Annotated in this window: 20 protein-coding genes; 11 read left to right on the forward strand and 9 right to left on the reverse strand. The window is 62.6% G+C overall.

Annotated elements, in window-relative coordinates; genetic code table 11:
• The first annotated feature begins 2 nt into the window (after window positions 1-2).
• From LOY67_RS16310 to fabI, 4 genes are read left to right on the forward strand one after another with little or no spacing between them, the layout of a single operon-like run.
• Entirely contained in the window at window positions 3-1,076 is a 1,074-nt protein-coding gene (locus tag LOY67_RS16310) for a microcin C ABC transporter permease YejB (protein ID WP_265063474.1), read from the forward strand.
• Between the two features lies 1 nt (window position 1,077).
• Entirely contained in the window at window positions 1,078-2,097 is a 1,020-nt protein-coding gene (locus LOY67_RS16315) for an ABC transporter permease (protein WP_265063475.1), read from the forward strand.
• Between the two features lies 1 nt (window position 2,098).
• Entirely contained in the window at window positions 2,099-3,709 is a 1,611-nt protein-coding gene (locus tag LOY67_RS16320) for an ABC transporter ATP-binding protein (RefSeq protein ID WP_265063476.1), read from the forward strand.
• A 19-nt stretch (window positions 3,710-3,728) separates the two neighbouring features.
• The gene (fabI, locus tag LOY67_RS16325) at window positions 3,729-4,523 is read left to right on the forward strand and encodes an enoyl-ACP reductase FabI (protein ID WP_003202751.1); all 795 of its coding nucleotides are present in this window, start codon (window positions 3,729-3,731) and stop codon (window positions 4,521-4,523) included.
• A gap of 1,084 nt (window positions 4,524-5,607) precedes the next feature.
• Here fabI and LOY67_RS16330 read toward each other — a convergent pair.
• On the reverse strand, window positions 5,608-6,570 hold the full coding sequence (locus LOY67_RS16330) for a sensor domain-containing diguanylate cyclase (protein ID WP_265063477.1): 963 nt from the start codon (window positions 6,568-6,570) through the stop codon (window positions 5,608-5,610).
• Between the two features lie 146 nt (window positions 6,571-6,716).
• Here LOY67_RS16330 and LOY67_RS16335 point away from each other — a divergent pair, with 146 nt between their 5' ends.
• A complete protein-coding gene (locus LOY67_RS16335; RefSeq protein WP_265063478.1) occupies window positions 6,717-7,541 on the forward strand; it encodes a helix-turn-helix transcriptional regulator in 825 nt (274 codons plus the stop codon).
• A 151-nt stretch (window positions 7,542-7,692) separates the two neighbouring features.
• Here LOY67_RS16335 and LOY67_RS16340 read toward each other — a convergent pair whose 3' ends face one another.
• A complete protein-coding gene (locus LOY67_RS16340; RefSeq protein ID WP_265063479.1) occupies window positions 7,693-8,280 on the reverse strand; it encodes a LysE family translocator in 588 nt (195 codons plus the stop codon).
• Between the two features lie 190 nt (window positions 8,281-8,470).
• Window positions 8,471-8,935 (reverse strand): hypothetical protein, encoded by a 465-nt coding sequence (locus LOY67_RS28595; protein ID WP_413776137.1) that lies wholly within the window; start codon window positions 8,933-8,935, stop codon window positions 8,471-8,473.
• 144 nt (window positions 8,936-9,079) lie between these two features.
• On the opposite strand from LOY67_RS28595, the gene LOY67_RS28340 reads away from it, so the two are divergent.
• The 3 genes from LOY67_RS28340 (at window position 9,080) to LOY67_RS16365 (ending at window position 11,446) form a co-directional block, all read left to right on the forward strand.
• The gene (locus LOY67_RS28340) at window positions 9,080-10,162 is read left to right on the forward strand and encodes a bifunctional transcriptional activator/DNA repair enzyme AdaA (protein ID WP_320109990.1); all 1,083 of its coding nucleotides are present in this window, start codon (window positions 9,080-9,082) and stop codon (window positions 10,160-10,162) included.
• A 22-nt stretch (window positions 10,163-10,184) separates the two neighbouring features.
• Window positions 10,185-10,817, forward strand: a complete 633-nt coding sequence (locus LOY67_RS16360; protein WP_265063480.1) for a DNA-3-methyladenine glycosylase family protein — start codon at window positions 10,185-10,187, stop codon at window positions 10,815-10,817.
• A 140-nt stretch (window positions 10,818-10,957) separates the two neighbouring features.
• Window positions 10,958-11,446, forward strand: coding sequence for a GFA family protein (locus LOY67_RS16365; RefSeq protein WP_265063481.1), 489 nt, complete (start codon window positions 10,958-10,960; stop codon window positions 11,444-11,446).
• Window positions 11,447-11,541: 95 nt separating this feature from the next.
• Here LOY67_RS16365 and LOY67_RS16370 read toward each other — a convergent pair whose 3' ends face one another.
• The gene (locus tag LOY67_RS16370) at window positions 11,542-12,147 is read right to left on the reverse strand and encodes a tRNA-(ms[2]io[6]A)-hydroxylase (protein ID WP_265063482.1); all 606 of its coding nucleotides are present in this window, start codon (window positions 12,145-12,147) and stop codon (window positions 11,542-11,544) included.
• Window positions 12,148-12,326: 179 nt separating this feature from the next.
• Here LOY67_RS16370 and LOY67_RS16375 point away from each other — a divergent pair, with 179 nt between their 5' ends.
• Window positions 12,327-13,190 carry a universal stress protein gene (locus LOY67_RS16375; protein WP_265063483.1) on the forward strand — a complete coding sequence of 288 codons (864 nt, stop codon included), beginning with the start codon at window positions 12,327-12,329 and terminating at the stop codon, window positions 13,188-13,190.
• A gap of 220 nt (window positions 13,191-13,410) precedes the next feature.
• On the opposite strand, the gene LOY67_RS16380 is transcribed toward LOY67_RS16375, so the two are convergent.
• Window positions 13,411-13,881, reverse strand: coding sequence for a DUF1289 domain-containing protein (locus tag LOY67_RS16380; protein ID WP_024777015.1), 471 nt, complete (start codon window positions 13,879-13,881; stop codon window positions 13,411-13,413).
• 406 nt (window positions 13,882-14,287) lie between these two features.
• Between LOY67_RS16380 and acnB the strand changes: the two genes are divergently transcribed.
• Window positions 14,288-16,888, forward strand: coding sequence for a bifunctional aconitate hydratase 2/2-methylisocitrate dehydratase (gene acnB, locus LOY67_RS16385; RefSeq protein ID WP_265063484.1), 2,601 nt, complete (start codon window positions 14,288-14,290; stop codon window positions 16,886-16,888).
• Window positions 16,889-17,122: 234 nt separating this feature from the next.
• Here acnB and LOY67_RS16390 read toward each other — a convergent pair whose 3' ends face one another.
• A complete protein-coding gene (locus LOY67_RS16390) occupies window positions 17,123-18,403 on the reverse strand; it encodes a serine/threonine transporter (protein ID WP_265063485.1) in 1,281 nt (426 codons plus the stop codon).
• A 346-nt stretch (window positions 18,404-18,749) separates the two neighbouring features.
• On the opposite strand from LOY67_RS16390, the gene LOY67_RS16395 reads away from it, so the two are divergent.
• Window positions 18,750-19,700, forward strand: coding sequence for a 2-hydroxyacid dehydrogenase (locus LOY67_RS16395; RefSeq protein WP_265063486.1), 951 nt, complete (start codon window positions 18,750-18,752; stop codon window positions 19,698-19,700).
• A 188-nt stretch (window positions 19,701-19,888) separates the two neighbouring features.
• Here LOY67_RS16395 and tssA read toward each other — a convergent pair whose 3' ends face one another.
• Genes tssA through LOY67_RS16410 form a run of 3 tightly spaced genes read right to left on the reverse strand, consistent with a single transcriptional unit; the run spans window position 19,889 to window position 25,604 of the window.
• On the reverse strand, window positions 19,889-20,977 hold the full coding sequence (tssA, locus tag LOY67_RS16400) for a type VI secretion system protein TssA (RefSeq protein WP_265063487.1): 1,089 nt from the start codon (window positions 20,975-20,977) through the stop codon (window positions 19,889-19,891).
• The gene (locus LOY67_RS16405; RefSeq protein ID WP_265063488.1) at window positions 20,974-24,843 is read right to left on the reverse strand and encodes a type VI secretion system protein; all 3,870 of its coding nucleotides are present in this window, start codon (window positions 24,841-24,843) and stop codon (window positions 20,974-20,976) included. Before LOY67_RS16405 ends, tssA begins: the two co-directional genes overlap by 4 nt.
• On the reverse strand, window positions 24,840-25,604 hold the full coding sequence (locus LOY67_RS16410) for a DotU family type IV/VI secretion system protein (RefSeq protein WP_265063489.1): 765 nt from the start codon (window positions 25,602-25,604) through the stop codon (window positions 24,840-24,842). Before LOY67_RS16410 ends, LOY67_RS16405 begins: the two co-directional genes overlap by 4 nt.
• Window positions 25,605-25,612: the final 8 nt, after the last annotated feature.

Raw genomic sequence — 25,612 nt, forward strand, 5'->3', positions numbered from 1 at the left:
CGATGCTGGCTTATATTTTCCGGCGGCTGCTGCTGATTATCCCGACCCTGTTCGGCATCCTGCTGATCAACTTCATCATCATCCAGGCCGCGCCCGGCGGGCCGGTGGAGCAGATGATCGCCAAGCTCGAAGGCTTCGAAGGCGCCACCAGCCGCATTGCCGGCGGCGGCGCGGAGGTGTCGGTGGCCGGTTCCTCCTATCGCGGCGCCCAGGGCCTGGACCCGACGCTGGTCAAGGAAATCGAGCGCATGTACGGCTTCGACAAGTCGGCGCCCGAACGCTTGTGGATCATGATCAAGAACTACGCCCACCTGGATTTCGGCGACAGTTTCTTCCGCGACGCCAAGGTCATCGATCTGATCAAGGAAAAAATGCCGGTGTCCATTTCCCTCGGGCTGTGGAGCACGCTGATCATGTACCTGGTGTCGATCCCGCTGGGAATCGCCAAGGCCACGCGGCATGGCAGCCATTTCGACGTGTGGACCAGTTCGGCGATCATCGTCGGCTATGCGATCCCTTCATTCCTGTTTGCCATCCTGCTGATCGTGGTGTTCGCCGGCGGCAGCTATTTCGACTGGTTCCCGTTGCGCGGGCTGACCTCGAACAATTTCGACCAACTGACCTGGGGCGGCAAGATCCTTGACTACTTCTGGCACCTGGCCCTGCCGGTGACCGCCCTGGTGATCGGCAACTTCGCTACCATGACCCTGCTGACCAAGAACAGCTTCCTCGATGAGATCAACAAGCAGTACGTGGTCACCGCCAAGGCCAAGGGCCTGACCCGCAACCGGGTGCTCTACGGCCATGTATTCCGCAACGCCATGCTGCTGGTGATCGCCGGTTTCCCTTCGGCATTCATCGGCATCTTCTTCACCGGCTCCTTGCTGGTGGAGGTGATCTTCTCCCTCGACGGCCTCGGGCTGATGAGTTTCGAGGCGGCCATCAACCGCGACTACCCGGTGGTATTCGGTACCCTGTTCATCTTCACCCTGCTCGGACTGGTGGTGAAACTCATCGGTGACCTGACCTACACCTTCGTCGATCCACGCATCGACTTCGAAAGCCGGGAGCATTGAGATGAACCTGTCCCCCCTCAATCGCCGCCGCTTCGAACTGTTCAAGGCAAATAAACGTGGCTGGTGGTCGCTGTGGCTGTTCCTGATCCTGTTCGGGCTGAGCCTGGGCGCCGAACTGATCGCCAACGACAAGCCGCTGGTGGTGCATTACGACGGCGGCTGGTACTTTCCGGCCCTCAAGCGCTACCCGGAAACCACCTTCGGTGGCGAGTTCCCGCTGGAAGCCAACTACAAGAGCCCATACATCCGCGAACTGCTGACAGCCAAGGACGCCTGGGTGCTGTGGGCACCGATTCCGTTCAGCTACCAGAGCATCAATTACGACCTGAAGGTCCCGGCCCCCGCACCGCCCTCCGCGGTGAACTGGCTGGGCACCGACGACCAGGGCCGCGACGTGCTGGCCCGGGTCATCTATGGTTTTCGCATTTCGGTGCTGTTCGCCCTGACCCTGACACTGCTCAGTTCGATCATCGGCGTCATCGCCGGCGCCCTGCAGGGCTTCTATGGCGGCTGGGTCGACCTGGCCGGCCAGCGCTTCCTGGAGATCTGGTCCGGATTGCCGGTGCTTTACCTGCTGATCATCCTGGCCAGTTTCGTCCAGCCCAATTTCTGGTGGTTGCTGGGGATCATGCTGCTGTTTTCCTGGATGAGCCTGGTGGACGTGGTGCGCGCCGAGTTCCTGCGCGGGCGCAACCTCGAATACGTGCGGGCCGCCCGGGCCCTGGGCATGCAGAATGGCGCGATCATGTTCCGGCATATCCTGCCCAATGCCATGGTCTCGACCATGACCTTCATGCCGTTCATTCTCACCGGCGCCATCGGCACCCTCACCGCCCTGGACTTCCTCGGTTTCGGCCTGCCGGCCGGCGCGCCGTCCCTGGGTGAGCTGGTGGCCCAGGGCAAATCCAACCTCCAGGCGCCCTGGCTGGGCATGAGTGCGTTCGCCGTACTCGCGATCATGCTGAGCCTGCTGGTGTTCATCGGCGAGTCCGCTCGCGATGCCTTCGATCCGAGGAAGTGACATGAACCAGGACAATCTGATCGAAGTCCGCGACCTGGCGGTAGAATTCGTGGTCGGGCAACATCGCCAGCGCGTGGTCGAAGGTGTCAGTTTCGACATCAAGCGCGGCGAAACCCTGGCCCTGGTGGGTGAAAGCGGTTCGGGCAAGTCGGTCACCGCCCACTCGATCCTGCGGTTGCTGCCTTACCCGCTGGCCCACCACCCCACTGGTGCCATCCTGTACGCCGGGCAAAACATGCTGGGGCTGAAGGAAAAAACCATCCGTCATATCCGCGGCAACCGGATCGCGATGATTTTCCAGGAGCCGATGACGTCCCTCAATCCGCTGCACTCCATCGGCAAACAGATCAATGAAGTGCTCGACATCCATAAGGGCCTGACCGGCAAGGTCGCGACCCGGCGCACCCTTGAGTTGCTGGAGCTGGTGGGCATCCCCGAGCCCCACAAGCGCCTCAAGGCCCTGCCCCACGAGCTGTCCGGTGGCCAGCGCCAGCGGGTGATGATCGCCATGGCCCTGGCCAACGAGCCGGAACTGCTGATCGCCGACGAACCGACCACCGCCCTGGACGTCACCGTCCAGCTGAAAATCCTCGATCTGCTCAAGGATCTGCAGGCACGATTGGGCATGTCGCTGCTGCTGATCAGCCACGATTTGAACCTGGTCAGAAGAATTGCGCATCGCGTATGTGTCATGCAGCGCGGTTGCATCGTCGAACAGGCATCGTGCGCAGAGTTGTTCCGCGCGCCGCAGCATCCGTACACTCGGGAACTGCTGGCCGCCGAACCCAGCGGCAACCCGGCGAGCAACGTGGTCGGCCCGCCGCTGTTGCAGGTCGAGGACCTGAAAGTCTGGTTCCCGATCAAGAAAGGCCTGTTCAAGCGCACGGTGGATTACATCAAGGCGGTGGACGGTATCCGCTTCAGCCTGCCCCAGGGCCAGACCCTGGGCATCGTCGGCGAGAGCGGCTCCGGCAAGTCCACCCTGGGGCTGGCGATATTGCGGTTGATCGGCAGCCAGGGCGGGATACGCTTCGAAGGCAAGCCGCTGGACAGCCTGACGCAGCAGCAGGTGCGACCGCTGCGCCGGGAGATGCAAGTGGTGTTTCAGGATCCGTTTGGTAGCCTGAGCCCGCGGATGTCTGTGGGCCAGATCGTCGGTGAAGGCCTGCGGATCCACAAGATCGGCACCGAAGCCGAACAGGAACAAGCGATAATCGCGGCATTGAAGGAGGTAGGCCTGGACCCGGAGACCCGGAACCGCTACCCCCATGAATTTTCCGGAGGGCAACGGCAGCGTATCGCCATTGCCCGGGCCTTGGTGCTCAAGCCGGCGTTGATTCTGCTGGATGAACCGACGTCGGCCCTGGACCGTACCGTGCAACGCCAGGTGGTGGAGCTGTTGCGGTCGCTGCAAACCAAGTACAACCTGACGTACCTGTTTATCAGCCATGACCTGGCTGTCGTCAAAGCGCTGAGCCACCAGTTGATGGTGGTCAAGCATGGCCAAGTGGTCGAACAAGGTGATGCCCGCAGCATATTCGCCGCGCCGCAACACCCCTATACACAGCAGTTGCTGGAGGCCGCCTTCCTGGCCCCAACAACTGCCGAATAACCTGAAAGAGGAGCAACACATGGGTTTTCTCGCCGGTAAGCGCGTACTGATCGTCGGTGTCGCCAGCAAGCTGTCCATCGCATCCGGCATCGCCGCCGCCATGCATCGCGAGGGCGCTGAACTTGCCTTCACTTATCAGAACGACAAACTCAAGGGTCGTGTCGAAGAGTTCGCCCAAGGCTGGGGTTCGAGCCCTGAGCTGTGCTTCCCGTGCGACGTGGCCAGCGACGAAGAAATCGCCAAGGTCTTCGAAGAGCTGAGCAAGAAGTGGGACGGCCTGGACTGCATCGTGCACTCCGTGGGCTTCGCCCCGGGCGACCAGTTGGACGGCGACTTCACCGAAGCCACCACCCGTGAAGGCTTCCGCATCGCCCACGACATCAGCGCCTACAGCTTCGTGGCCCTGGCCAAGGCCGGTCGCGAAATGATGAAGGGCCGCAACGGCAGCCTGCTGACCCTGTCGTACCTGGGCGCCGAGCGCACCATGCCGAACTACAACGTCATGGGCATGGCCAAGGCCTCCCTGGAAGCCGGCGTGCGCTACCTGGCCGGCTCCCTGGGCCCGGACGGCACCCGCGTCAACTGCGTCTCGGCCGGTCCGATCCGCACCCTCGCCGCTTCCGGCATCAAGAACTTCCGCAAGATGCTGGCCGCCAACGAAGCGCAAACCCCGCTGCGTCGCAACGTCACCATCGAAGAAGTCGGCAACGCCGGCGCCTTCCTGTGCTCCGACCTGGCGTCGGGCATCAGCGGTGAAATCATGTACGTGGACGGCGGCTTCAACACCACCGCCATGGGCAACATCGAAGAGTAATCTTCACCACGCCTGAAAAACGCCGCTCGTCCTGGAAGGGACGAGCGGCGTTTTTCATTCAAGACTTCCTCCCAGCCACCACATTCCACTGTGGGAGCGAGCCTGCTCGCGATGGCCATCTGTCAGTTACATCAATATTGGCTGAGCCACCGCTATCGCGAGCAAGCTCGCTCCCACATGGGTTCCGGGGTAGGCTCGAAATCACCGTCCACCATAAATCCCCTGTGGGAGCGAGCCTGCTCGCGATGGCCATCTGTCAGTTACATCAATACTGGCTGAGCCACCGCTATCGCGAGCAGGCTCGCTCCCACATGGGTTCCGGGCTGGACGCAGGCTCTCCATCCACCGCCAATCCCCCGTGGGAGCGAGCCTGCTCGCGATGGCTATCTGTCAGTTACATCAATACTGGCTGAGCCACCGCTATCGCGAGCAAGCTCGCTCCCACATGGGTTCCGGGCTGGACACAAGATCTCCATCCACCGCCAACCCCCCGTGGGAGCGAGCCTGCTCGCGATGGCTATCTGTCAGTCACATCAATATTGGCTGTGCTACCGCTATCGCGAGCAGGCTCGCTCCCACATTGGTTCCGGGCTGGCCGCAAGATCTCCATCCACCGCCAATCCCCTGTGGGAGCGAGCCTGCTCGCGATGGCTATCTGTCAGTTACATCAATATTGGCTGAGCCACCGCTATCGCGAGCAGGCTCGCTCCCACATGGGTTCCGGGCTGGACGCAAGATCTCCATCCACCGCCAATCCCCTGTGGGAGCGAGCCTGCTCGCGATGGCTATCTGTCAATTACATCAATATTGGCTGAGCCACCGCTATCGCGAGCAGGCTCGCTCCCACATTGGTTCCAGGGTGGACTGCAAGATCTCCATCCACCGCCAACCCCCTGTGGGAGCGAGCCTGCTCGCGATGGCTATCTGTCAGTTACATCAATATTGGCTGAGCTACCGCTATCGCGAGCAAGCTCGCTCCCACATGGGTTCCGGGCTGGCCGCAAGATCTCCATCCACCGCCAATCCCCTGTGGGAGCGAGCTTGCTCGCGATGGCGGTGGGTCAGTTGCAGGTGATGGAGGGTATCAGCGCCGCTGGCTCTGTTTCTGGGCGTACATGGCTGCATCCGCGTCAGCCAGCAGGTAGTCGATGGCTCGATGGCGCTGCGGGTGGTATTCGATCTGCCCGACGCTGAAGCGGATGTCATAGCCGCGCTGCAACATCGCATTACGCTCATCGAGGATTTCCTGGAGTCGCGCCATGATCGTCGAGATTTCGACATGGGAGGAGCCGGTGAGCAAGGCCACGAACTCATCACCGCCCAGACGGCCGATCACATCGCTTTCGCGAAAAGCGATGCGCAACACGTCGGCAAAGGTTTTCAGCGCGCTATCGCCCTCGGCATGCCCAAAGCGGTCGTTGATGGGTTTGAAATCGTCGAGGTCGAAGTACAGCAGCGTCGCCGGCCGCGACAGGCGATCACACACATTCAGTGCATGTTGGGCCAGTGTCTTGAAGCCGCGCCGATTGGACAGCAGCGTCAGTTCGTCCATGCTCGCCATCTGCACCGCAATCATTTCCCCCTCGGCCATGCGCGCCAGGTCGCGCAGCAGCGCGCGCTCCTCGTCATCGAGCGTGCGTGGGCGGGTGTCGATCAGGCACAGCGTTCCCAGTTTGCTGCCCCCCTCCAGGCTCAGCGGTTGCCCCGCATAGAAACGAATGCCGGGCTCACCCGTGACCAACGGATTGTCCCGAAAGCGTTCGTCCTGCTCCGTGTCGCAAACCTCCAGGATCTGATCCTGCAAGATCGCATGCCCACAGAAGGAAACCGCCCGCGGCGTTTCACTGACGCTCATGCCAACGTTGGATTTGAACCACTGCCGGTTGGCGTCCACCAGGGACACCAGCGCGATGGGCACATCGAACAGGCGTCGAGCGAGACGGGTCAATCGGTCGAACCGCTCTTCGGGTGCGGTATCGAGCAGTTTCAGCGATTGCAGGGTCTTGAGACGGACGGCTTCGTCGTCAGGTTCACCGGGTTCGAGCATCGGTCACTCCGTTGTCGGCACTGATTGAAGTCTAGTCCAGCTCCGCTTCGCTTCCAGCGCTGACGAGCCCCGTGACTGAATCGGACGGGCATTTGCCGACGAGGGCTTATACACTGCGACACAGGTTCAAAAAGAGGCACTGACTGATGAAGCCTGTCCCCCACGATTCCGCCCCCCGCTTCTGGCGCGACGCGGCCTTGCCCTTCATCGAAGCCCGGGCCATCGCGGATGGGCGCAAGGTCTGTTATTCACGGCATTCCCACGACCATTTCTCCATCGGGGCGATCACCGCCGGATGCAGCACCTACGTGCATGAGCAGTCGAACTTCAAGGTCGAGAGCGGCACAGTGGTGCTGATGAACCCGGGTGATGTCCACGCCTGCAACCCGATTGACGATCAGCCATGGTCATACGTGATGCTCTACGTGGATACCCTGTGGCTGAGGGACCTGCAGCGGCGGATCGGCTTTGACGAACAGCTGGATTTCCAAGGCTTCGCCACCACTCACAGCCGCGATGTCGAACTGTTTGCCGCACTGCAGGGGTTGTATGGGCAACTGGTGGATGAACGGCTCGCGCCCTCGCGCAAACAGGCTGCCGCCGAGGCATTCTTTATCGATCTGCAGCAGCGTCTCAACCCGTCGGGACGTCCGGACCGGGGCAGCCATCCGGGGTTGATGCGGGCGGCGCAGTTCATCCACGACCATTGCACCGACGCCTTGAAGCTCGAAGACATCTGCGCCGCCGCACAACTGTCGCCGTCGTACCTGAGCCGGGCGTTCAAGCGCCACTACGGGATGACGCCCCATGCCTTCCTGGTCAATCGCCGGATCCAGTTCGCCCGCCAGCAATTGCGTGAAGGCAAGCTGATCGCCGACGTCGCGCTGGACAGCGGCTTTGCCGACCAGGCGCATTTCCAGCGGGCCTTCAAGCAGCACCTGGCGGCTACGCCGGGGCAGTATCGCGGCTGACCCGCCCGCCGGGCGCTGTAGGAGCTGGCGAAGCCTGCGATCTTTTGATTTTGATCTTCCGCTCGCGACTCAACTGTCTGGGGAAAGATCGCAGTCTCGCTTCGCTCGGCAGCTCCTACAGCGGCGCAACGCAGGGCCAGGATCGACAATTTCAAGGCAACAACAGATACCCCGCACTCGCCACCAGCAACACCGCCATCGCCCGATTGAACAGCCGCATGGTCGCCGGGTTGCCCAGCCAGTTGCGCAGAAAACTGCCGGCATAGGCCCAGCACCCCACCGAGAGATAACAAATCACCAGATAAATGGCCGCAAACTGCCACACCAGCTTCGCTTCGCCATCGGCCACGAACGCGCCCATGCCCGCGACACAGGCCAGCCAGGCCTTGGGATTGAGCCATTGCATCAGCGCCCCATAGAACATCGAGGGCGCCCGTCCCTCGTCATTGGCGCCCAAGTGACCGTTATCCATCGCCAGTTTCCAGGCCATGAACAGCAGGAACGCCACGCCCCCCAGTTGCACCACTCGGGTAAGGCCGGGCCAGTGCTGCAATACTTCGTGCAACCCCAGCCCCATCAGCACCAACAACAGGACGAACCCCAGGGTGGCGCCGGCCACATGGTGCAGGGTGGCGCGGAACCCATAACGGGCCCCGGAACTGAGGGCCACGATATTCACCGGCCCCGGCGTGATGGAGGCGACCAGGGCAAATGCCGCCATGGAGAAAATCAGACTCATCGCATACCTTCTTCAAATCTGTGTGTGGTGGCGATCAGGCTAAGTGTCCGGCGACTGGAGATATTGAACAAAACTGCCTTTCATCAAAGTAATGCTGCTCATCAAGCATGCAGTGAGGGCGAGCAACACGGCCGGCAGACATGAAAAAGCCGCGACACCTTCCCAGGCGTCGCGGCTTTTTTTCAAACGATCAGCGGTCGTTCTTGGTAGAAGAGCCGATCGCGTTGGTCAATCCCTTGGTGTTGTGGGTACCGGGCGTGCTGGCGGAGATGGCCGAAGCCTTGCTCAAGCCACGGGTATCACGGTCGTTGGCAATGCTCGAAGTGACCGACGCATGGCTCGTACGGTCAGTGCGCGTGGTCCCGGTGTGCTTGCCGCTCACGCCATGATCGCGGGTGCGTGTGGCGGTGCCGGTGTGATCGCTGCTCAGGCCTTTGCTATGACCACTGGAGTCGCTGGACTTGCCACTGCCCTTGCCGCCGCCATTACCACCCCCGTTGCCGCCTCCGTTGCCACCGCCATGACCGCCACCATTGCCACCTGCAGCAGCGTAGCTCACACCAATGGGCGATAGATCCGCCGGCAGCAAGGCAGAGGCACCGAGCATCAGGGTGCAGATTGCGGCGGCGATTAATGACTTCTTCTGTTTGGACATGTTGTCTCCGAAAGACAAAATCAACGGTTGAACCTCTAAGACTCAAAGGTTCAATTTTTGTTCGCGGCTCCCCGACCAACGACAGAAAATTCACTGTCGATTTTTCGGTGGAGCTGGACCGGGGGCAGTTCTATGCTCAGCCCCATGAACAGACAAGACTCGCTGCTCCCACCCCACGCCGAAATGGTCCGCGCCATGCTCGAGCGAGACACCGCCTACGAGGGGGTGTTCTTCACTGCGGTCAAGACCACCGGCATTTTCTGTCGCCCCGCCTGCACGGCGCGCAAACCCAAACCAGAGAACGTGGAGTTCTTCGCCCACGCCGACGAAGCCATGTCGGCCGGCTACCGGGCGTGCCTGCGCTGCAAGCCCCTGGATGCCGCCGCCATCGCACCGGACTGGATCCAGGCGCTGCTCAAGGCGGTAGATGCCGAACCCGACCTGCGCTGGACCGACGCCCTGCTACTGGAACAAGGCATCGAACCGCTGAATCTGCGGCGCTGGTTCAAGCAACATTTCGGCATGACCTTTCACGCCTACCTGCGCACCCGACGCCTGGGCATCGCCCTGGGGGGCATCAAGGAAGGCAACTCCATCGACAACGCGGCGTTCGATTCGGGCTACGAATCCCTGAGCGGGTTTCGTGATGCTTTCGTGAAGTCTTTCCACATCACGCCCGGCCGTGCCGCCCAAAGCGAGCCGCTGCTGTTCACGCGCCTGACCACGCCATTGGGGCCAATGCTGGCCATGGCCGAACGACGCGGACTGGTGCTGCTGGAGTTTCTCGACCGCCCGGCCCTGACCCGGGAAATCGAGGAGCTGCAACACCGCTATGGCTACACCGTCGCGCCGGGGCATAACGCGCACTTGCAGCAGATCGAAGCCGAACTGGCGGACTATTTCGCCGGCCACCTCACCACCTTCAATGTCCCGCTGCACATGCCCGGCAGCCCATTCGCCATCCGGGTCTGGGCCGAGCTGCAGAAAATCCCCTATGGCGAGACTCGCAGCTACGGCGCCATCGCCGCCGTACTCGGCAGCCCTGGCGCCAGCCGCGCCGTGGGGCTGGCCAACGGGCAGAATCGCCTGGCCATCGTTGTCCCCTGCCATCGGGTGATCGGTGCGGACGGCTCCTTGACCGGCTATGGTGGTGGGCAGCCGCGCAAGGCCTTTCTGCTGCGGCTGGAAAAAGCGGCGGTGCAGGTTTCCCTGCCCCTGGCGTTCTGATCAGCCCGAGGACACTTACCCGATGCCCGTGCCGTACCACGACGCCAGCGTTTTTCTTGCCAACCTCGATGACGGTTGGCGGCGTCATGTCGAAACGACCGGCCCCTGCCTGCTGCAACCCCGGCCGGCCCGTGATCCCTACGAAGTCCTGGTGCGGGCCATTGCCTACCAGCAACTGCACGCCAAGGCCGGCGATGCGATCTTCGGTCGGCTGCTGGCGTTGTTCCCGACGCAGACGTTTCCCAGGCCGGAGCAGATTCTGGCGACAGGCTTCGAGCAGTTGCGCGGTTGCGGATTTTCCGCGAGCAAGATCGCGACCATCCAGGGTATCGCCCAGGCGGCCCTGGACGGCGTGGTGCCGGACTACCCGACGGCGCTGGCCATGGACGACGAAGCCTTGATCGAGCGCCTGGTCACCCTGCGCGGCATCGGTCGCTGGACCGTGGAGATGCTGCTGATCTACAGCCTGGAGCGGCCGGACATCCTGCCAGTCGACGACTTTGGCGTGCGCGAGGGCTATCGGCGCCTGAAGGGCCTCGAACGACAACCCGGTCGCAAGCAGATGATCGACATCGGCCTGGCCTGGAGCCCCTATCGGACGGTGGCAGCATGGTACTTGTGGCGGGTGCCGGTGCCTGGCCGTGGGACCGCGTAATCGTTCATCGCGAGCAGGCGCGCTCCCACAGGGGAACGCATTTCAATGTGGGAGCGAGCCTGCTCGCGATGGCGTCAAGCCTGTCGAAACACTGACCGTCTACGCTATCCCGGTTCATCCCAATCCAATCGGAGGCTCCCATGCAGCTCGAAGGTTCCTGCCATTGCGGCGAGGTGTCATTCAGCCTGACCTGTGCCCACCCCTACCCTTATCAGCGCTGCTACTGCTCGATCTGTCGCAAGACCCAGGGCGGCGGCGGTTTTGCGATCAACCTCGGAGGCGACGCCCGCAGCCTCAAGGTGCGCGGTCGCCGGCACATCTCGATCTATCATGCGCGACTCAAGAACGAAGGCGATAAACGCGCCCACCGCAGCAGTGCCGAACGGCATTTCTGCGCTCTTTGCGGTTCGGGGCTGTGGCTGTTCAGCCCTGAATGGCCGGAACTGATCCACCCTTTCGCCTCGGCCATCGACACGCCGCTGCCGGTACCGCCGGAGCACACCCACCTGATGCTCGGTTCCAAGGCCCCGTGGGTGGAAGTCGAGGCGCATCCGGGCGACCAGCGGTTCGAGGTTTATCCGGAGGAATCCATTGCCCAGTGGCATGAGCGGTTGGGGTTGACAGCTTAAGGCCCCATCGCGAGCGGGCTCGCTCCCACAGGGGGAATGCGTTTCAATGTGGGAGCGAGCCTGCTCGCGATGGCGTCAGTACAAACGACGCAGGACTAAAGCGCCGGCACCCCACTGTGAAAACGAAACTCCACATCCGGCGATTCAATCAACGCCCGCTCGGCCTCACGCACCTTGTCAATCACCTGGGCGATGTCCTTGGCATCACCATACTGGTAAGCCAGTTTCAGATAACCCTGGAAATGCCGGGCCTCGCTTTTCAGCAGGCCGAAATAGAATTTGCCCAGTTCTTCGTCCAGATGCGGCACCAACGCCTCGAAACGCTCGCAACTGCGGGCTTCGATGAATGCACCGACCACCAGGGTATCCACCAGTTTGACCGGTTCGTGGCTGCGCACCACCTTGCGCAGGCCCGAGGCGTAGCGCCCGGCGGAGAGCTGGCGCAAACCGACCTTGCGCTTTTTCATCAGGCGCATGACTTGCTCGTGGTGCACCAGTTCTTCCCGGGCCAGGCGCGACATCATGTTGATCAGATCGACATGGGAATGGTACTTGGCGATCAGGCTCAGGGCGGTGCTGGCGGCCTTGAACTCGCAGTTCTTGTGGTCGATCAGCAACGTTTCCTGATCGGCCAGCGCGGCCTGGACCCAGCCATCGGGGGTGCGGCAGCCAAGGAATTCGTGGATTTCGGGAAGGATCATGGGGCTCACGGGCAAAAGGTAGTCGAGCGAAGGGCGCCGATTATACCGGCCTGCCCCCAGACCACCAGTCACCGCCGTTGATAGGCATCAAGTCGACGCCTGCTTCACAGCAACTAGACTGCCCGACAACAACTATAGTTGAGCAACGCCACGCCTTTTCATCGTTGGAGACGCCGATCATGCAAGCCATTCGCAGCATCCTGGTGGTCATCGAACCCGAACACTCGGAAAGCCTGGCGCTCAAGCGCGCCAAGTTGATCGCCGGTGTGACCCAGGCCCACCTGCATCTGCTGGTGTGCGACAAGAAGCACGACCATGCCGGCATGCTCGGCGTGTTGAAGGCCGCGCTGCTGGCGGATGGCTACAGCGTGACCACTGAACAGGCGTGGAACGAAAGCCTCTACGAAACCATTATCGACGTGCAGCAAGCCGAAGGCTGCGGGCTGGTGGTCAAGCAGCACTTTCCGGACAGCCCGCTCAAGAAAGCCCTGCTGACGCCAATGGACTGGAAACTGCTGCGCCATTGCCCGACTCCGGTGTTGCTGGTGAAAACCGCAGGTTCCTGGCGGGACAAGGTGATCCTGGCCGCCGTCGACGTGGGCAATGCCGACGGTGAGCACCGGCACTTGCACAACACCATCATCGACCACGGCTATGACATCGCCAGCCTCGCCAAGGCCCACCTGCACGTCATCAGCGCCCACCCTTCGCCGATGCTCTCGGCGGCCGATCCGACGTTCCAGCTCAAGGAAACCATCGAGGCCCGCTATCGCGAGCAATGCCGCTCGTTCCAGGCGGAGTTCGACATCGACGACCAGCACCTGCACATCGAGGAAGGCCCGGCGGACGTCTTGATCCCGTTCATGGCGCACAAACTGCAAGCGGCGGTGACCGTGATCGGCACGGTGGCCCGCACGGGGTTGTCAGGGGTGCTGATCGGCAATACCGCCGAAGCGGTGCTCGATGCCCTGGAAAGCGATGTGCTGGTGCTCAAGCCGCAGGAGGTTGAGGATCATCTGGTGGAGCTGGCGGTGAAAAACTGAAAGCCCCCCTTGTGGGAACACTACCCTTGTGGCGAGGGGATTTAGCGAAACGTCGCACCGCCCCGCTGGGGTGCGAAGCAGCCCCTGGATCAGCCACTGCGGAGTATCAGCCAGATGGAGTCAGTTTAATGGGGGTTGCTTCGCAACCCAGCGGGGCGGTGCGACGTTTCGCTAAATCCCCTCGCCACAATAAATCACCTTGTCACAAAAGAGTCCGCTGTCACCGCCCCATCGCATCCTTCAGGAACCCCGGCGCGATGTAGCGCTGGTAATGGGCTTCGGACAGCAGGAAAAATTCCCGATCAATGGCATCGCGCAGGTCCGGCAGTTCCCAGTCGCGAAACTCCGGCAGCAGCACCATGCCGTAGGCTTCCAGGTTGTTGATCACCCTGGCACCCCGTGCGATCAACTGATAGGCCCAGCAATATTCCGACTGGTGCGCCACGAAGCGGATCTGGCGCGCGACCAGTTGCTCGCGCAGCAGGCCTGGGTCGAACACTTCGAGTTTCGCCACCATGACCTGCACCAGCAGTTGCTCCAGGCGCATCCACACCGCGCGCTTCTCGTCCTCGTTGTAGCCGTTCCAGTGAATCACCTCATGGTGGAAGCGCTTGCAGCCACGGCACACCAGGTCACCGTAGACAGTGGAGCAAAGGCCGACACAGGGGGTCTTGATGAGCTGGTTGGGCATAACGGAACGCACACGCAAAAGCAGGACAGGCCGGCATGTTAGCCCTTTGTCTAAGATTGATCACCCCTCAAACTTCCCCGCCCAACTTACCTTTAATTTTTTTTTCCCGTAGAATCAGCCAGCCTTTTAAGGCGCCAATGTCCGTTAGAAGCTGTTTTCAAAGCGTCACGAGCACAGTCGTTCCTTCAGAACGGTGTTGGCGAAGGGTCTTTCCAGCGGGGAAAGCCCAACGCCAACCCTCATCAGCTCCCCGTTCTGCAGGCGTAAAACTTTGAAAGCAGCTTCTGTGAGGAACCCCGGAAACCCTGGCGTGGTGGCTCAAAAAGCCCCCGACGCGCATGAGTACCGCGGGTTTCTGGATGAGCGTCCCGGACACCCATTTGGGACCACTGATGAGGGTAATACTGTGCTTGAAGCCTACCGCAAACATATCGAAGAGCGTGCAGCACTGGGTATCGTTCCCCAGCCGCTCAACGCCGAACAAACCGCAGGCCTGGTCGAGCTGCTGAAGAATCCCCCGGCTGGCGAAGAAGCTTTCCTCGTTGACCTGATCACCAATCGCGTTCCACCGGGAGTCGACGAAGCCGCCTACGTCAAGGCCGGTTTCCTCTCCGCCCTGGCCAAGGGCGAAGTCCAATCCCCTCTGCTGGACAAGAAGCGCGCCGTTGAACTGCTCGGCACCATGCAGGGCGGCTACAACATCGTGACCCTGGTGGAACTGCTGGACAACGCCGAGCTGGCGCCAGTGGCCGCCGAAGAACTCAAGCACACCCTGCTGATGTTCGATGCCTTCCACGACGTGGCTGAAAAAGCCAAGAACGGCAACGTCCACGCCAAGGCCGTGCTGCAATCCTGGGCCGACGGCGAGTGGTTCAAGAAGCGTCCGGTGCTGGCCGACAAGATCAGCCTGCGGGTGTTCAAGGTCACCGGCGAAACCAACACCGACGACCTGTCCCCTGCCCCGGACGCCTGGTCGCGCCCTGACATCCCGCTGCACGCCCTGGCCATGCTGAAAATGGCCCGTGACGGCATCGTTCCGGACGAGCAAGGCAAGACCGGCCCGATGAAGCAGATCGAAGAAATGCGCAACGGCGGTTTCCCGGTTGCCTACGTCGGTGACGTGGTCGGTACCGGTTCCTCGCGTAAATCCGCCACCAACTCGGTGCTGTGGTTCTTCGGCGACGACATCCCGTACGTACCGAACAAGCGTGCCGGTGGTTTCTGCTTCGGCAGCAAGATCGCCCCGATTTTCTACAACACCATGGAAGACGCCGGCGCCCTGCCGATCGAATTCGATGTGTCGAACATGAACATGGGCGACGTGATCGACCTGTACCCGCACGCTGGCAAAGTCTGCAAGCACGGTACCGACGAAGTCCTCACCACCTTCGAAATGAAGACCCCGGTCCTGCTGGACGAAGTCCGTGCCGGCGGCCGTATCCCGCTGATCATCGGCCGCGGCCTGACCGAAAAGGCGCGTGCCGAGCTGGGCCTGCCGCCGTTCGACCTGTTCAAGAAGCCTGAAGCCCCTGCCGAAAGCACCAAGGGTTTCACCCTGGCGCAGAAGATGGTCGGCAAGGCGTGCGGCGTAGCCGGTGTGCGTCCTGGCACCTACTGCGAACCGAAGATGACCACCGTGGGTTCCCAGGACACCACAGGTCCCATGACCCGTGACGAGCTGAAAGACCTGGCGTGCCTGGGCTTCTCCGCTGACCTGGTGATGCAGTCGTTCTGCCACACCGCGGCGTATCCAAAGCCGATCGACGTGACCACCCACCACACCCTGCCTGACTTCATCATGACCCGTGGCGGCGTTTCCCTGCGTCCGGGCGACGGCATCATCCACTCGTGGCTGAACCGCATGCTGCTGCCGGACACCGTCGGTACCGGTGGTGACTCCCACACCCGTTTCCCGATGGGCATCTCGTTCCCGGCCGGTTCCGGCCTGGTGGCGTTCGCCGCTGCCACCGGCGTCATGCCGCTGGACATGCCGGAATCGATCCTGGTGCGCTTCAAAGGCAAGATGAAACCTGGCATCACCCTGCGTGACCTGGTTCATGCCATTCCTTACTTCGCCATCCAGAACGGTCTGCTGACTGTCGAGAAGAAAGGCAAGAAAAACGCCTTCTCCGGCCGCATCCTGGAAATCGAAGGCCTGGAAGGCCTGACGCTGGAACAGGCTTTCGAGCTGTCCGACGCCTCGGCCGAACGTTCGGCTGCCGGTTGCACCATCAAGCTGTCGAAAGAGTCGATCACCGAGTACCTGCAGTCCAACATCACCCTGCTGCGCTGGATGATCGGCGAAGGCTACGGCGATGCCCGTACCCTGGAACGTCGCGCCCAAGCGATGGAAGCCTGGGTCGCCAACCCTGAGCTGATGGAAGCCGATGCCGACGCCGAATACGCCGAAGTCATCGAAATCGACCTGGCCAACATCAGCGAGCCGGTGCTCTGCGCGCCGAACGACCCGGACGACGCCCGTCTGCTCTCCAGCGTGGCTGGCGAGAAGATCGACGAAGTGTTCATCGGTTCGTGCATGACCAACATCGGTCACTTCCGCGCAGCCGGCAAGCTGCTGGATCAGGTCAAGGGTCAGCTGCCAACCCGTCTGTGGCTGTCGCCGCCGACCAAGATGGACGCTCACCAACTGACCGAAGAAGGCTACTACGGCATCTACGGCAAGGCCGGCGCGCGCATGGAAATGCCAGGCTGCTCGCTGTGCATGGGTAACCAGGCACGCGTCGAGCCGAACAGCACCGTGGTGTCGACGTCGACCCGTAACTTCCCGAACCGTCTGGGCGACGGCGCGAATGTCTACCTGGCTTCGGCCGAACTGGCATCCGTTGCATCGATCCTGGGTCGCCTGCCGACCGTCGAGGAGTACATGGAATACGCCGGCAAGATCGACAGCATGGCAGCGGACGTGTACCGCTACCTGAGCTTCGACCAGATCGCCGAGTTCCGTGAAGCGGCTGCAAACGCCAACATCCCGGTCGTTCAAGCCTAAGGCTTCGACGCTCGACTGAAAACGCCGCCCTTCTTGCGAGGGGCGGCGTTTTTTTATGCCTGGGCTTTTGATGCAAGCCGGGCCGCCGCTATCGCGAGCAGGCTCGCTCCCACAGGGGATCGCATTTCAAATGTGGGAGCGAGCCTGCTCGCGATGGCGTCGGGTCAGCCACATCCATCTCAACTGACATACCGCTATCGCGAGCAAGCTCGCTCCCACCGGGGGATTTGTGTCTCAGGCTGCCAGGGAATAGACCAGCGCGGTAATCGCCACCAGCCCCACCGATACCACAAAGACATTCGACGCCTGGCCGCGATAGCGGGCCATGGCCGGGACTTTGCGGATGGCGTACATCGGCATCAGGAACAGGATGGCCGCGATCACCGGGCCGCCGAGGGTTTCGATCATGCCGAGGATGCTTGGGTTGAGCGTGGCGACGATCCAGCACACCACCAGCATGAACACCGCCGTCAGGCGGTCCAGGGTCTTGGCCGCCGGGCGATGGCCGCTTTTTACGATCAGGCCCTTGAGGCCTTCACTGGCGCCGATGTAGTGCCCCAGGAATGACTTGGAGATCGCCACGAAGGCAATCAACGGCGCCGCAAAGGCGATGGTCGGGTTGCTGAAATGGTTGGCCAGGTACGACAGGATCGACAGGTTCTGCGCCTTCGCTTCGGCCAATTGCGCCGGCGACAGGGTCAGCACGCAACTGAACACGAAGAACAGCACCATCACCACCATCAACACATGGGCGCGGGACAGGATCTGCGCGCTGCGCTCCTGCGCGCCATCGCCGTAGCGGCGTTTCTGGTCCACCGCGAACGCCGAGATGATCGGCGAGTGGTTGAACGAGAACACCATCACCGGAATCGCCAGCCACAGGGTATGCAGCAGCGCCGAAGGGGCCGGCGGCGTGGACGCGGTGGTCAGGATGCCGCCGCTCCAGTGCGGAACCAGAAACACCGCCAGGAACAGCAGCGCGACGATGAACGGGTAGACCATCAGGCTCATCGCCTTGACGATCGCCTGCTCGCCACAGCGCACCACCGCCAGCAGCCCCAGGATCAGCACCAGGGACAGCACCGCGCGGGAAGGCGGCTGGATATGCAATTGATGCTCGAGGAAACTGCCCACGGTGTTGGTCAGCGCCACGCTGTAGATCAGCAGGATCGGGAAAATCGCAAAGAAATACAGCAAGGTGATCAGCGCACCGGCCTTGATACCGAAATGCTCCTCCACCACCTCGGTGATGTCCGCCCCATCACGGCCGGACAACACGAAACGGGTCAGGCCCCGGTGCGCGTAGAAAGTCATCGGAAACGCCAGTAACGCCAGGATCAGCAAGGGCCAGAAACCACCCAGGCCGGCGTTGATCGGTAGAAACAGCGTACCGGCACCGATGGCGGTGCCAAACAAGCCCAGCATCCAGGTCGTATCCTGGCGACTCCACTGACTGAGGGTGGCTGGGGCTGTCGATTCAAAGCGCTCTTCGACGCTATTGGCCTGATCATTCATCCGGTCGGATCTCCGCTTTCCGGTCATATGCACCCGGCCGGGACGAGTCGGAAAAACCCGACAGGCAGCGTCCTGGCCGAAACAGGGGCGCGATTGTCCGGGATTAACGAGCAGAAGCAAAGACTTAGCTGAGGAACGGTGGTGCACGGCAAAAAAGCCAGAGAGCAAGGTATCGCCGCTTTGCCCCAGCTCCTACACTCAAACACAGAATCCACAATACTTGTGGGAGCGAGCCTGCTCGCGATGACGGCGTGTCAGCCAACATTGAACTGACTGACTCACCGTCATCGCGAGCAGGCTCGCTCCGACAGGGATTCGTCCATGCGATTGCCCACAGGAGCCCAGCATGACCGCAACCGTCCTGGTACTGGTTGAAACCGTCAACGACTACCTGCCGATCCTCGAGCGCCAGGGGTATCACCTGGAGCTGGCACCCACGCCAGCCGAACGCAAGGCAGCGATTTTCGAGCATGGCGAGCGGTTCAATGCAGTGCTGACCCGCGGCCCCCTGGGTCTGACGGCCGAAGAAATGGCCGCCCTGCCCAACCTGCAGATCATTTGCGTGATCGGCGCCGGCTACGAACAGGTGGACCTGCAGGCTGCCCGTAACCGCGGCATCGTGGTCACCAACGGTGCTGGGGTCAACGCGTCGTCGGTGGCTGACCATGCCATGGCGCTGCTGCTGGCGCTGGTGCGCGACATCCCCCGGGCCGACGCCTGTATACGCCGGGGTGAATGGACGAAGGTCATGCGCCCTTCCCTGGCCGGCAAGCGGCTGGGCGTGCTGGGCCTGGGTGCGGTGGGCATGGCTATTGCCAGGCGCGCGGCCCTCGGCTTCGACATGAGCGTCAGCTACCACAGTCGGCGGGTGCGCAATGATGTGCCCTACACCTTCTGCGCCACGCCCACGGAGCTGGCCCGGGTTTCGGACTTCCTGATCGTCGCCACGCCCGGTGGGCTCGATACCCGCCGGTTGATCAACAAACAGGCCCTCGATGCCCTCGGTCCCAAGGGTTTCCTGGTGAATATCGCCCGGGCCAGTGTGGTCGCCACCGATGAGCTGATCAGCGCCCTGGAGCACCGGCGCATTGCCGGGGCGGCCCTGGACGTGTTCGACCACGAACCGGAAGTGCCCGACGCCCTGAAGCAACTGCCCAATGTGGTCCTGACACCCCACGTCGCCGGCCTGTCGCCGGAATCGACCCGGGCCACGGTGGAGCTGGTGGGGCAGAACCTCACGGCGTTCTTTTCCGGTAAGCCGGTGCTGACGCCGGTGCCGCTGCCGGAGCCGAATTGATTACAACGTTGTAGAACTGACACCGAACCTGTGGCGAGGGGATTTATCCCCGCTGGGCTGCGCAGCAGCCCTAAATCCTGACACCTCGGTGCATCAGATAGATTGTGTTGATTGTATTGGGGCTGCTGCGCAGCCCAGCGGGGATAAATCCCCTCGCCACAAAAGCCATTCACCAGTACTAGCACAAATCAGAGAACCCCCAACAACGTCCACAACCGCCGGGATTCGGCATCGGCGCTGATCAGTTCCCCCAGCAACTCGCTCAGCGGCTTGTTGCCCCACTCCACGCCCCGTCGGATCAGGTAGGGCACCGGGCTGTGGGGTTCGGTGCGCGACAGGTAGCCGGCGATGACCAGCAACTGCCGGTAGGCCTCTTCACGACTGGCCGGCTCCTGGAAAACCTGGGCCGGCGCGGCTCCCGCCTGGGCCTGAACAGCCGGCGACGCGACGGCGGGTGAAGTTGGCACCGGCACGACGGTGGGTTCTTGTGGATGCATCGCGATGAACTCCTCTACCAGTGCCAGCAAGGCCTGTATCACGTCCTGCAGGGATTTGTAGCCCGGGGCCAGGTTGCCCAGGTAGGCGTCGCTCCAGGCTTCGAGCCGTTGCAGGTGCTGCTGGCTCAACATAAGGCTGCCCTGGTGATGCAGCCAGAACGACAACGGCGTGCCGCGAATCAGTTCGCTGAGTTTCTTCTGATCGCTGCGCGCCGCTTCCGCCGAGGCCTTGGCGTTCTTGCTGTCATTGACCTGCACCTGCTGACGCTGCAAGCGTTGCCAGTCATCCAGGCAAAAACTGTCGAAGGACGAATCGCGGCCATTGAACAGCGACACCCGGGTCAACAGCACTTCACTGTAGCGCCGCGCCAGCCATTCCAGCGGAATCACCCGCCATGACTGGTCGCCCTCTTCGGCCTGGGGGTGCAACTGCTCGGGGTAGCGCTCACACAGGCCCGCCACCAGCGCCAGGCTGCCGGGCAAGCCTTCCAGCCCGCTCAAGTGCAACCAGGCCTCGCCCAGCCAGGCACTGATCATCAGGTCCTTGCTGCGCTCGAGCAGCAGCGCGGTGGCGAGTTTTTCCAGCTCCGGCCACTGGGCGCGCTTGATCTGGGACTGCCACACGCCGGTGGGCAAGCTGGTGTCGTCCTCCCGGCGCAACTCCCGCAGTTGATCGTATTCCGGCTCATAGCGCAGGTCCTGGCCGCAGGGTGATTCGGCGCTGACCGGCTCGAGCAACTGGCTGATCAGCTCGGGCAAAGGGGAAACAGGTACGCTCACGGGCCCTCCTCACGGGTTGCAACGGCGGGACTCGACGAGGTCGCCATGAAAGGTGAACGGGGTGCCTGGGTCGGCAGTGGCGGCATCGACAACGGCAGCTTCGACCCCTGGCTCATCAATGACAGGCGCAGGAACATCAACGTCTGCTGCGTCGTGCGGGCCTGGAGCTGGGCCTGGGCCGGGCTCGGGGCTGGAATCTGGCCGGTTACCGGCAGTTGCAGGGTCAGCGGGAAGTCGGTGTAGTCGACATTCGGCTGACGCTGCACCGACACCAGCGAACGCATCAGGCGCAGCAACGACCACGGCCCCTGGTATTCCCAACCGGCCTCCAGGTCGCGCACCACCAGGTTCGGCTGCAACGGGTCGTTGGCCGGGCGCTGGTAACCGTTGCGGGCCCAGCGCAAGGTCAGCCGCACCGGCTGGCCGACCATCCAGCGCAGGTTCTGCTGGGCATCGCCGGGGTAGTTGATCTGTTGGTTGCCGGCGTTCAGTGCCCAGGCGATCACCTGGTCGGCGCCGCGTTCTTCGTTGCGGTCGGTGCGCCAGCGCACGTCCATTTCCACGCCGAGAATGCCGCTCTTGTCGCGCACGAACAGTGGCCCCAACCAGGTACCGGCCTGTTTCAACCGGTTGAGAAAGTCCTCGGCGGCCAGGCGCTCCGGTGTCTGGCTCAGCGCCAGCCCGGCCTGGGCCAGGGGCAGGCGTGTGTCGATCAGCTCCAGCAGGCGCTGCACCCGCGCCGGGTCGGCGTCGCTGGCCCGCAGGTCCTGGGAAAACGGAAAGCGCCCGGCCAGGTACTGATTGAAGTAGTTGGCCACGTCGTTCCAGGCCGTCGCCGCCTGGTTCTGTTGCAGGTACAGACAGCGTTGCAGGGCACTCTGTTGCAAGCTGACGGCGCGCTGGGCGAGGTCGCCGCGGCCACCGGACAGGTTGGAAGTCTGCAGGATCTGCGCGCAGGACGCGGTGTCCATCTGGTTGAAATCCCGGCTCACCAACTGTTCCAGCTGCGCCGCCGAACTGGCCGGGTTCTGGCTCTTGTACTTGAGCAACTCGTCGTTGATGGCCATGAACCGCGACACCCGGTCGTGCTCCATCGCCGACAGATCATCCTGCTGGACGATCAGCCACTCCAGGGCCGGCATGCGCTGCTCGGCAATCTGCAGCATGGCGTCGAACTGCTGGTTCAGGCTCAGTTTCAACCCTTGCGGATCGCTGGCCCCATAGAGCTGCAAACCGAAATTCTTCGAGCCGTCCCAGCGCTGGACATCGGCCCGCTGGCTGAACAGTGGCTGGGCGTCGATTTCGTCCAGGCCACTCTGGATCTGCGCCAAGGCACGACGGTTGAGCAGGCGCTGGAAGCGCGTCGCCAGGTCGGCCCGATGTACGTCCATGAAGGCTTTTTGCAGGGCGACGGCCTGGGTGGTCTGGACATTGAAGCCCATGCCCGGCAACTGTTCCTCGCTTTCATCCAGGCTCAGCCACATGGCGCGCGCCGCGGCGGCTTCAGCCGCCTGGATCAATGCGTCACGGTAGTCCGGCGGGATGCGCGGCAGTTCCTCATTGGTGTAGCTCTTGTAGCTGGTGAAATAGTTCAGGGCGACGCTGAAATCATCGCTGCCGTCGCCCTGCCCCATGGCATCGGACGTGTTGTCAGAGGGATCCTTCTGCAAGGCCAGCGCCACGAAGTCACGCTTGAACAAGGCTTTCACTGCATCATCCAGCGCCGTGACATGCTCCTGCAACACCAGCAAGCCACTGCCCTGCTGGACCAGCAGATTGTCCCGGGAACCGGTCTGGACGATCCATTGGTCGCGAAAGCTCTGTTGCAGCTTCGCCGCCTGGCTCTCCAGGTCCTGGGCAAGCTCCGGCCCCAGCAATGTGCTGTGGCTGACCTTGTCCATCATCTGGGTGTAACCGGGCACCAGGTCCTGGCCCTTGCCCCGCCCCCAGGCCGCGTTGGTCAGGTTGACCAGAGTCTGTAAATCGTCGACCAGCGCCATCAGGTCTTCGAGTTCGCTCAGGGAATTGCCACTGCCCGCTTCCAAGCGTTGCAGGTGCAGCTTGAGGTAACCGGCCTGGCGCACGAAGTTGTCCGCCAGGAAGTAATGATCGAGCCAACGCTGCATCAGGCCAGTGAAGTTATCGCCGATCACCGTGCGCGCCGCGTTCAGGTCCAGCCCTTGCAAGTCCTGCCCTTGTGCATCCAGGTTTTTTGCATCGAACAACACCCGGTTGTAGAACCGCGTCCGGCTCAGCGTGCCGGCGTTGAGGCTCAGCGACAAGGCGTTATTGCTCAGTAGCACCAGCTCATCCAGCGGCGCCTTGGGGTTGCTCACCGCCTGGCTGAACATCTGGTTCTGCTGCTCGAGGCGCACGGCGCGCTCCACCAGGTCCTTGGCCTTCACATAGCTTTGCCATTGGGCCGGGTCTTCGCTTTCCACGTTGCCGCGCCGCTCGGTGTTGCGGATGGCCTTGAGCTGCTCCAGGTCCGACGCGAGCAGGTCACGCAGGGGCAAGACCCAGTGATGCCGGGCGGTCAGGCGCAAGCCCTCTTCCAACTGCGTGTCTACGTAGGAGAACCACGAGGTGGGAAACACCACCGCGACGAAGTGCCAGCGCGGAGCTTTTTCCAGCATGTTCCAGTAGGCCTGCACGTTGTAGCGGGTCGGCTCCAGTTGCGGTTGGTCAGGGTCGACCACCACGTAGTTCTTATGGGTGCGCAGGATCAACTGCGACAACGCCTCGGCCTCTTCCACCGAGTCATGCCAGACCCAGAGCATGCCCCCCAACCAGACCAGCCCGACCACCAGCGCAACCACACCGGCCAGTCGATGCCAGCGCTGGCGCAGACGCAGCAGGCGCGGCACGGGTTGGGCCAGGCCGCGTTCGGCGACGAAACGCCGCGCCCACAGCTGCCGGGCGAACACGGTCTGACGCAAGACCTTGTCGCTGGCGGCAAAACCATCCCCGGTGACGGTCGGAGCCTGGCTCGCGGTGAAGTAAATACCGCGAAAACGCGGTGCCTCGCCCTGGGCGTTGCCCTGGAACACCGGCTCGAGGAGGATCTGCAAGGCCCGCCGCAACCCTTCGAAGCGCTCCGGCAACCCATACAGATCGCCGCTCAACTGCCCGCAAAGCGCGCCGATTTCAATGATCGACTGCGACAGCGCGGCGTTGACCTGATCCAGCGCCTGGTCGCTCCAGTGCGATTGCCAGGCCGCGTCGGGTGAATACGGCGACGACCAGCCCAGTGTCGATTCCCGCGCCTCGGCAGGCAGCGCGCTGACCAGTTCCTGGAAGCCGGGCAATTCTTCCATCCCGGTAATCACCACGTACACCGGCAGGCTGAGGCCGAAGCGTTGCAGCAGGTCGATGAAGCAGCGCCGGACCTTGAGGCTCAGCTCGGTGGTGTGTTCGATGTCGTCGAGCCGGCCGAACGGCACGGTCCAGATCACCGCGTCCATCGGCCGCCGGCTGCGCAACCGCAGGATCAGCCCCAACAGCCGCCACCAGTTGCCCCGCTGCCGGTTCATGCCTTCATCGGGCAGGAACAGTGCCTGGGGCACCACCAGCACCGCGCCCTCGGCATCCGACCACCAGCGCCCGAACCACGCGGCCTTGTCCGTCGGCTGCAAATGCCATTGGCTGCACAACTGGGCACCGTCGGTTTCGTTGCCGAGCATCAACAGCCAGGGGATCTGGTAGCGGTCCCGGGTGCCTTGCTCCTGCTCCATGTGGCGGACCGCCCCATAGAAACTGCGGATCGCCGCTCCGCCCTGGGTCCGCAGCCACCAGATCAGCGCCGCGATCAGCAGCACCACGACGATGGCCAGCACCACCAGGGCGACGATGCTCAAGGGGCTCATGAGTCTTGCTCCTGGAGGACCACCGACTCGTTCAATTGCAGCACCGGCTCGAGTTCCGCGCGGATGTCACGCCAGAACACGTGCCCCAGCCCGGTGAGCAGCAACACCATCGCCAGGATCGCCAGCCCCAGACGCAATCCATCCGGCAGCGATGTCTGCGCCGGCATACGCACCGGCGGCGCCGCCGCAGACATCGCCAGGCGTTGGCTGACGTCGACATAATCCGGGTCGTGCTGCCAGGCGAAGGTGAACAGCGCCGTGCGCCATTTCTCATGCTGGATCTGCCCGGGCTCGCCGCGCAGGCGGCCCTGGAACCCGAGGATCAGGCATTGCAAGTAGACGTTCGCCAGGTCCCGGGTACCGGGCATCTGCTCGTCCAGCAGTTTCTTGATGGCCGAGGGCAGTCGTTCGCCGGCCTGGCGACTGGAATACATGCGTGATTCAAGGGGATGCTGCTGCCAGGCCAGTTGCCCGGGCCAAGGGGTGAACAGCAAGGTTTCGTCCACCAGGGCGACGAAGGCATAGACCAGCGCCTTGACCTGCTCGGTGGCCGAGTCGCCGACGGTGGCAAACGCCACCCGCCACAAGCGTTGGGCACTGCGTCCGGAAAATTCCACCACCCGGCTGACCAGGGCCGCGGAGTCGTTGTCCTTGGGCAAGTCCTGCCATTCCTGGAACCATTTCAGCCAGGCCTGCCGAAACGCGCTGCTCAGCGGCGCCTCATGCAGACCCCGAACCGCCCCGCCACTTCCGTCAGGCATACGACTCC

It is taken from the genome of Pseudomonas sp. B21-056 (genome assembly GCF_026016325.1).
Lineage (GTDB): Bacteria > Pseudomonadota > Gammaproteobacteria > Pseudomonadales > Pseudomonadaceae > Aquipseudomonas.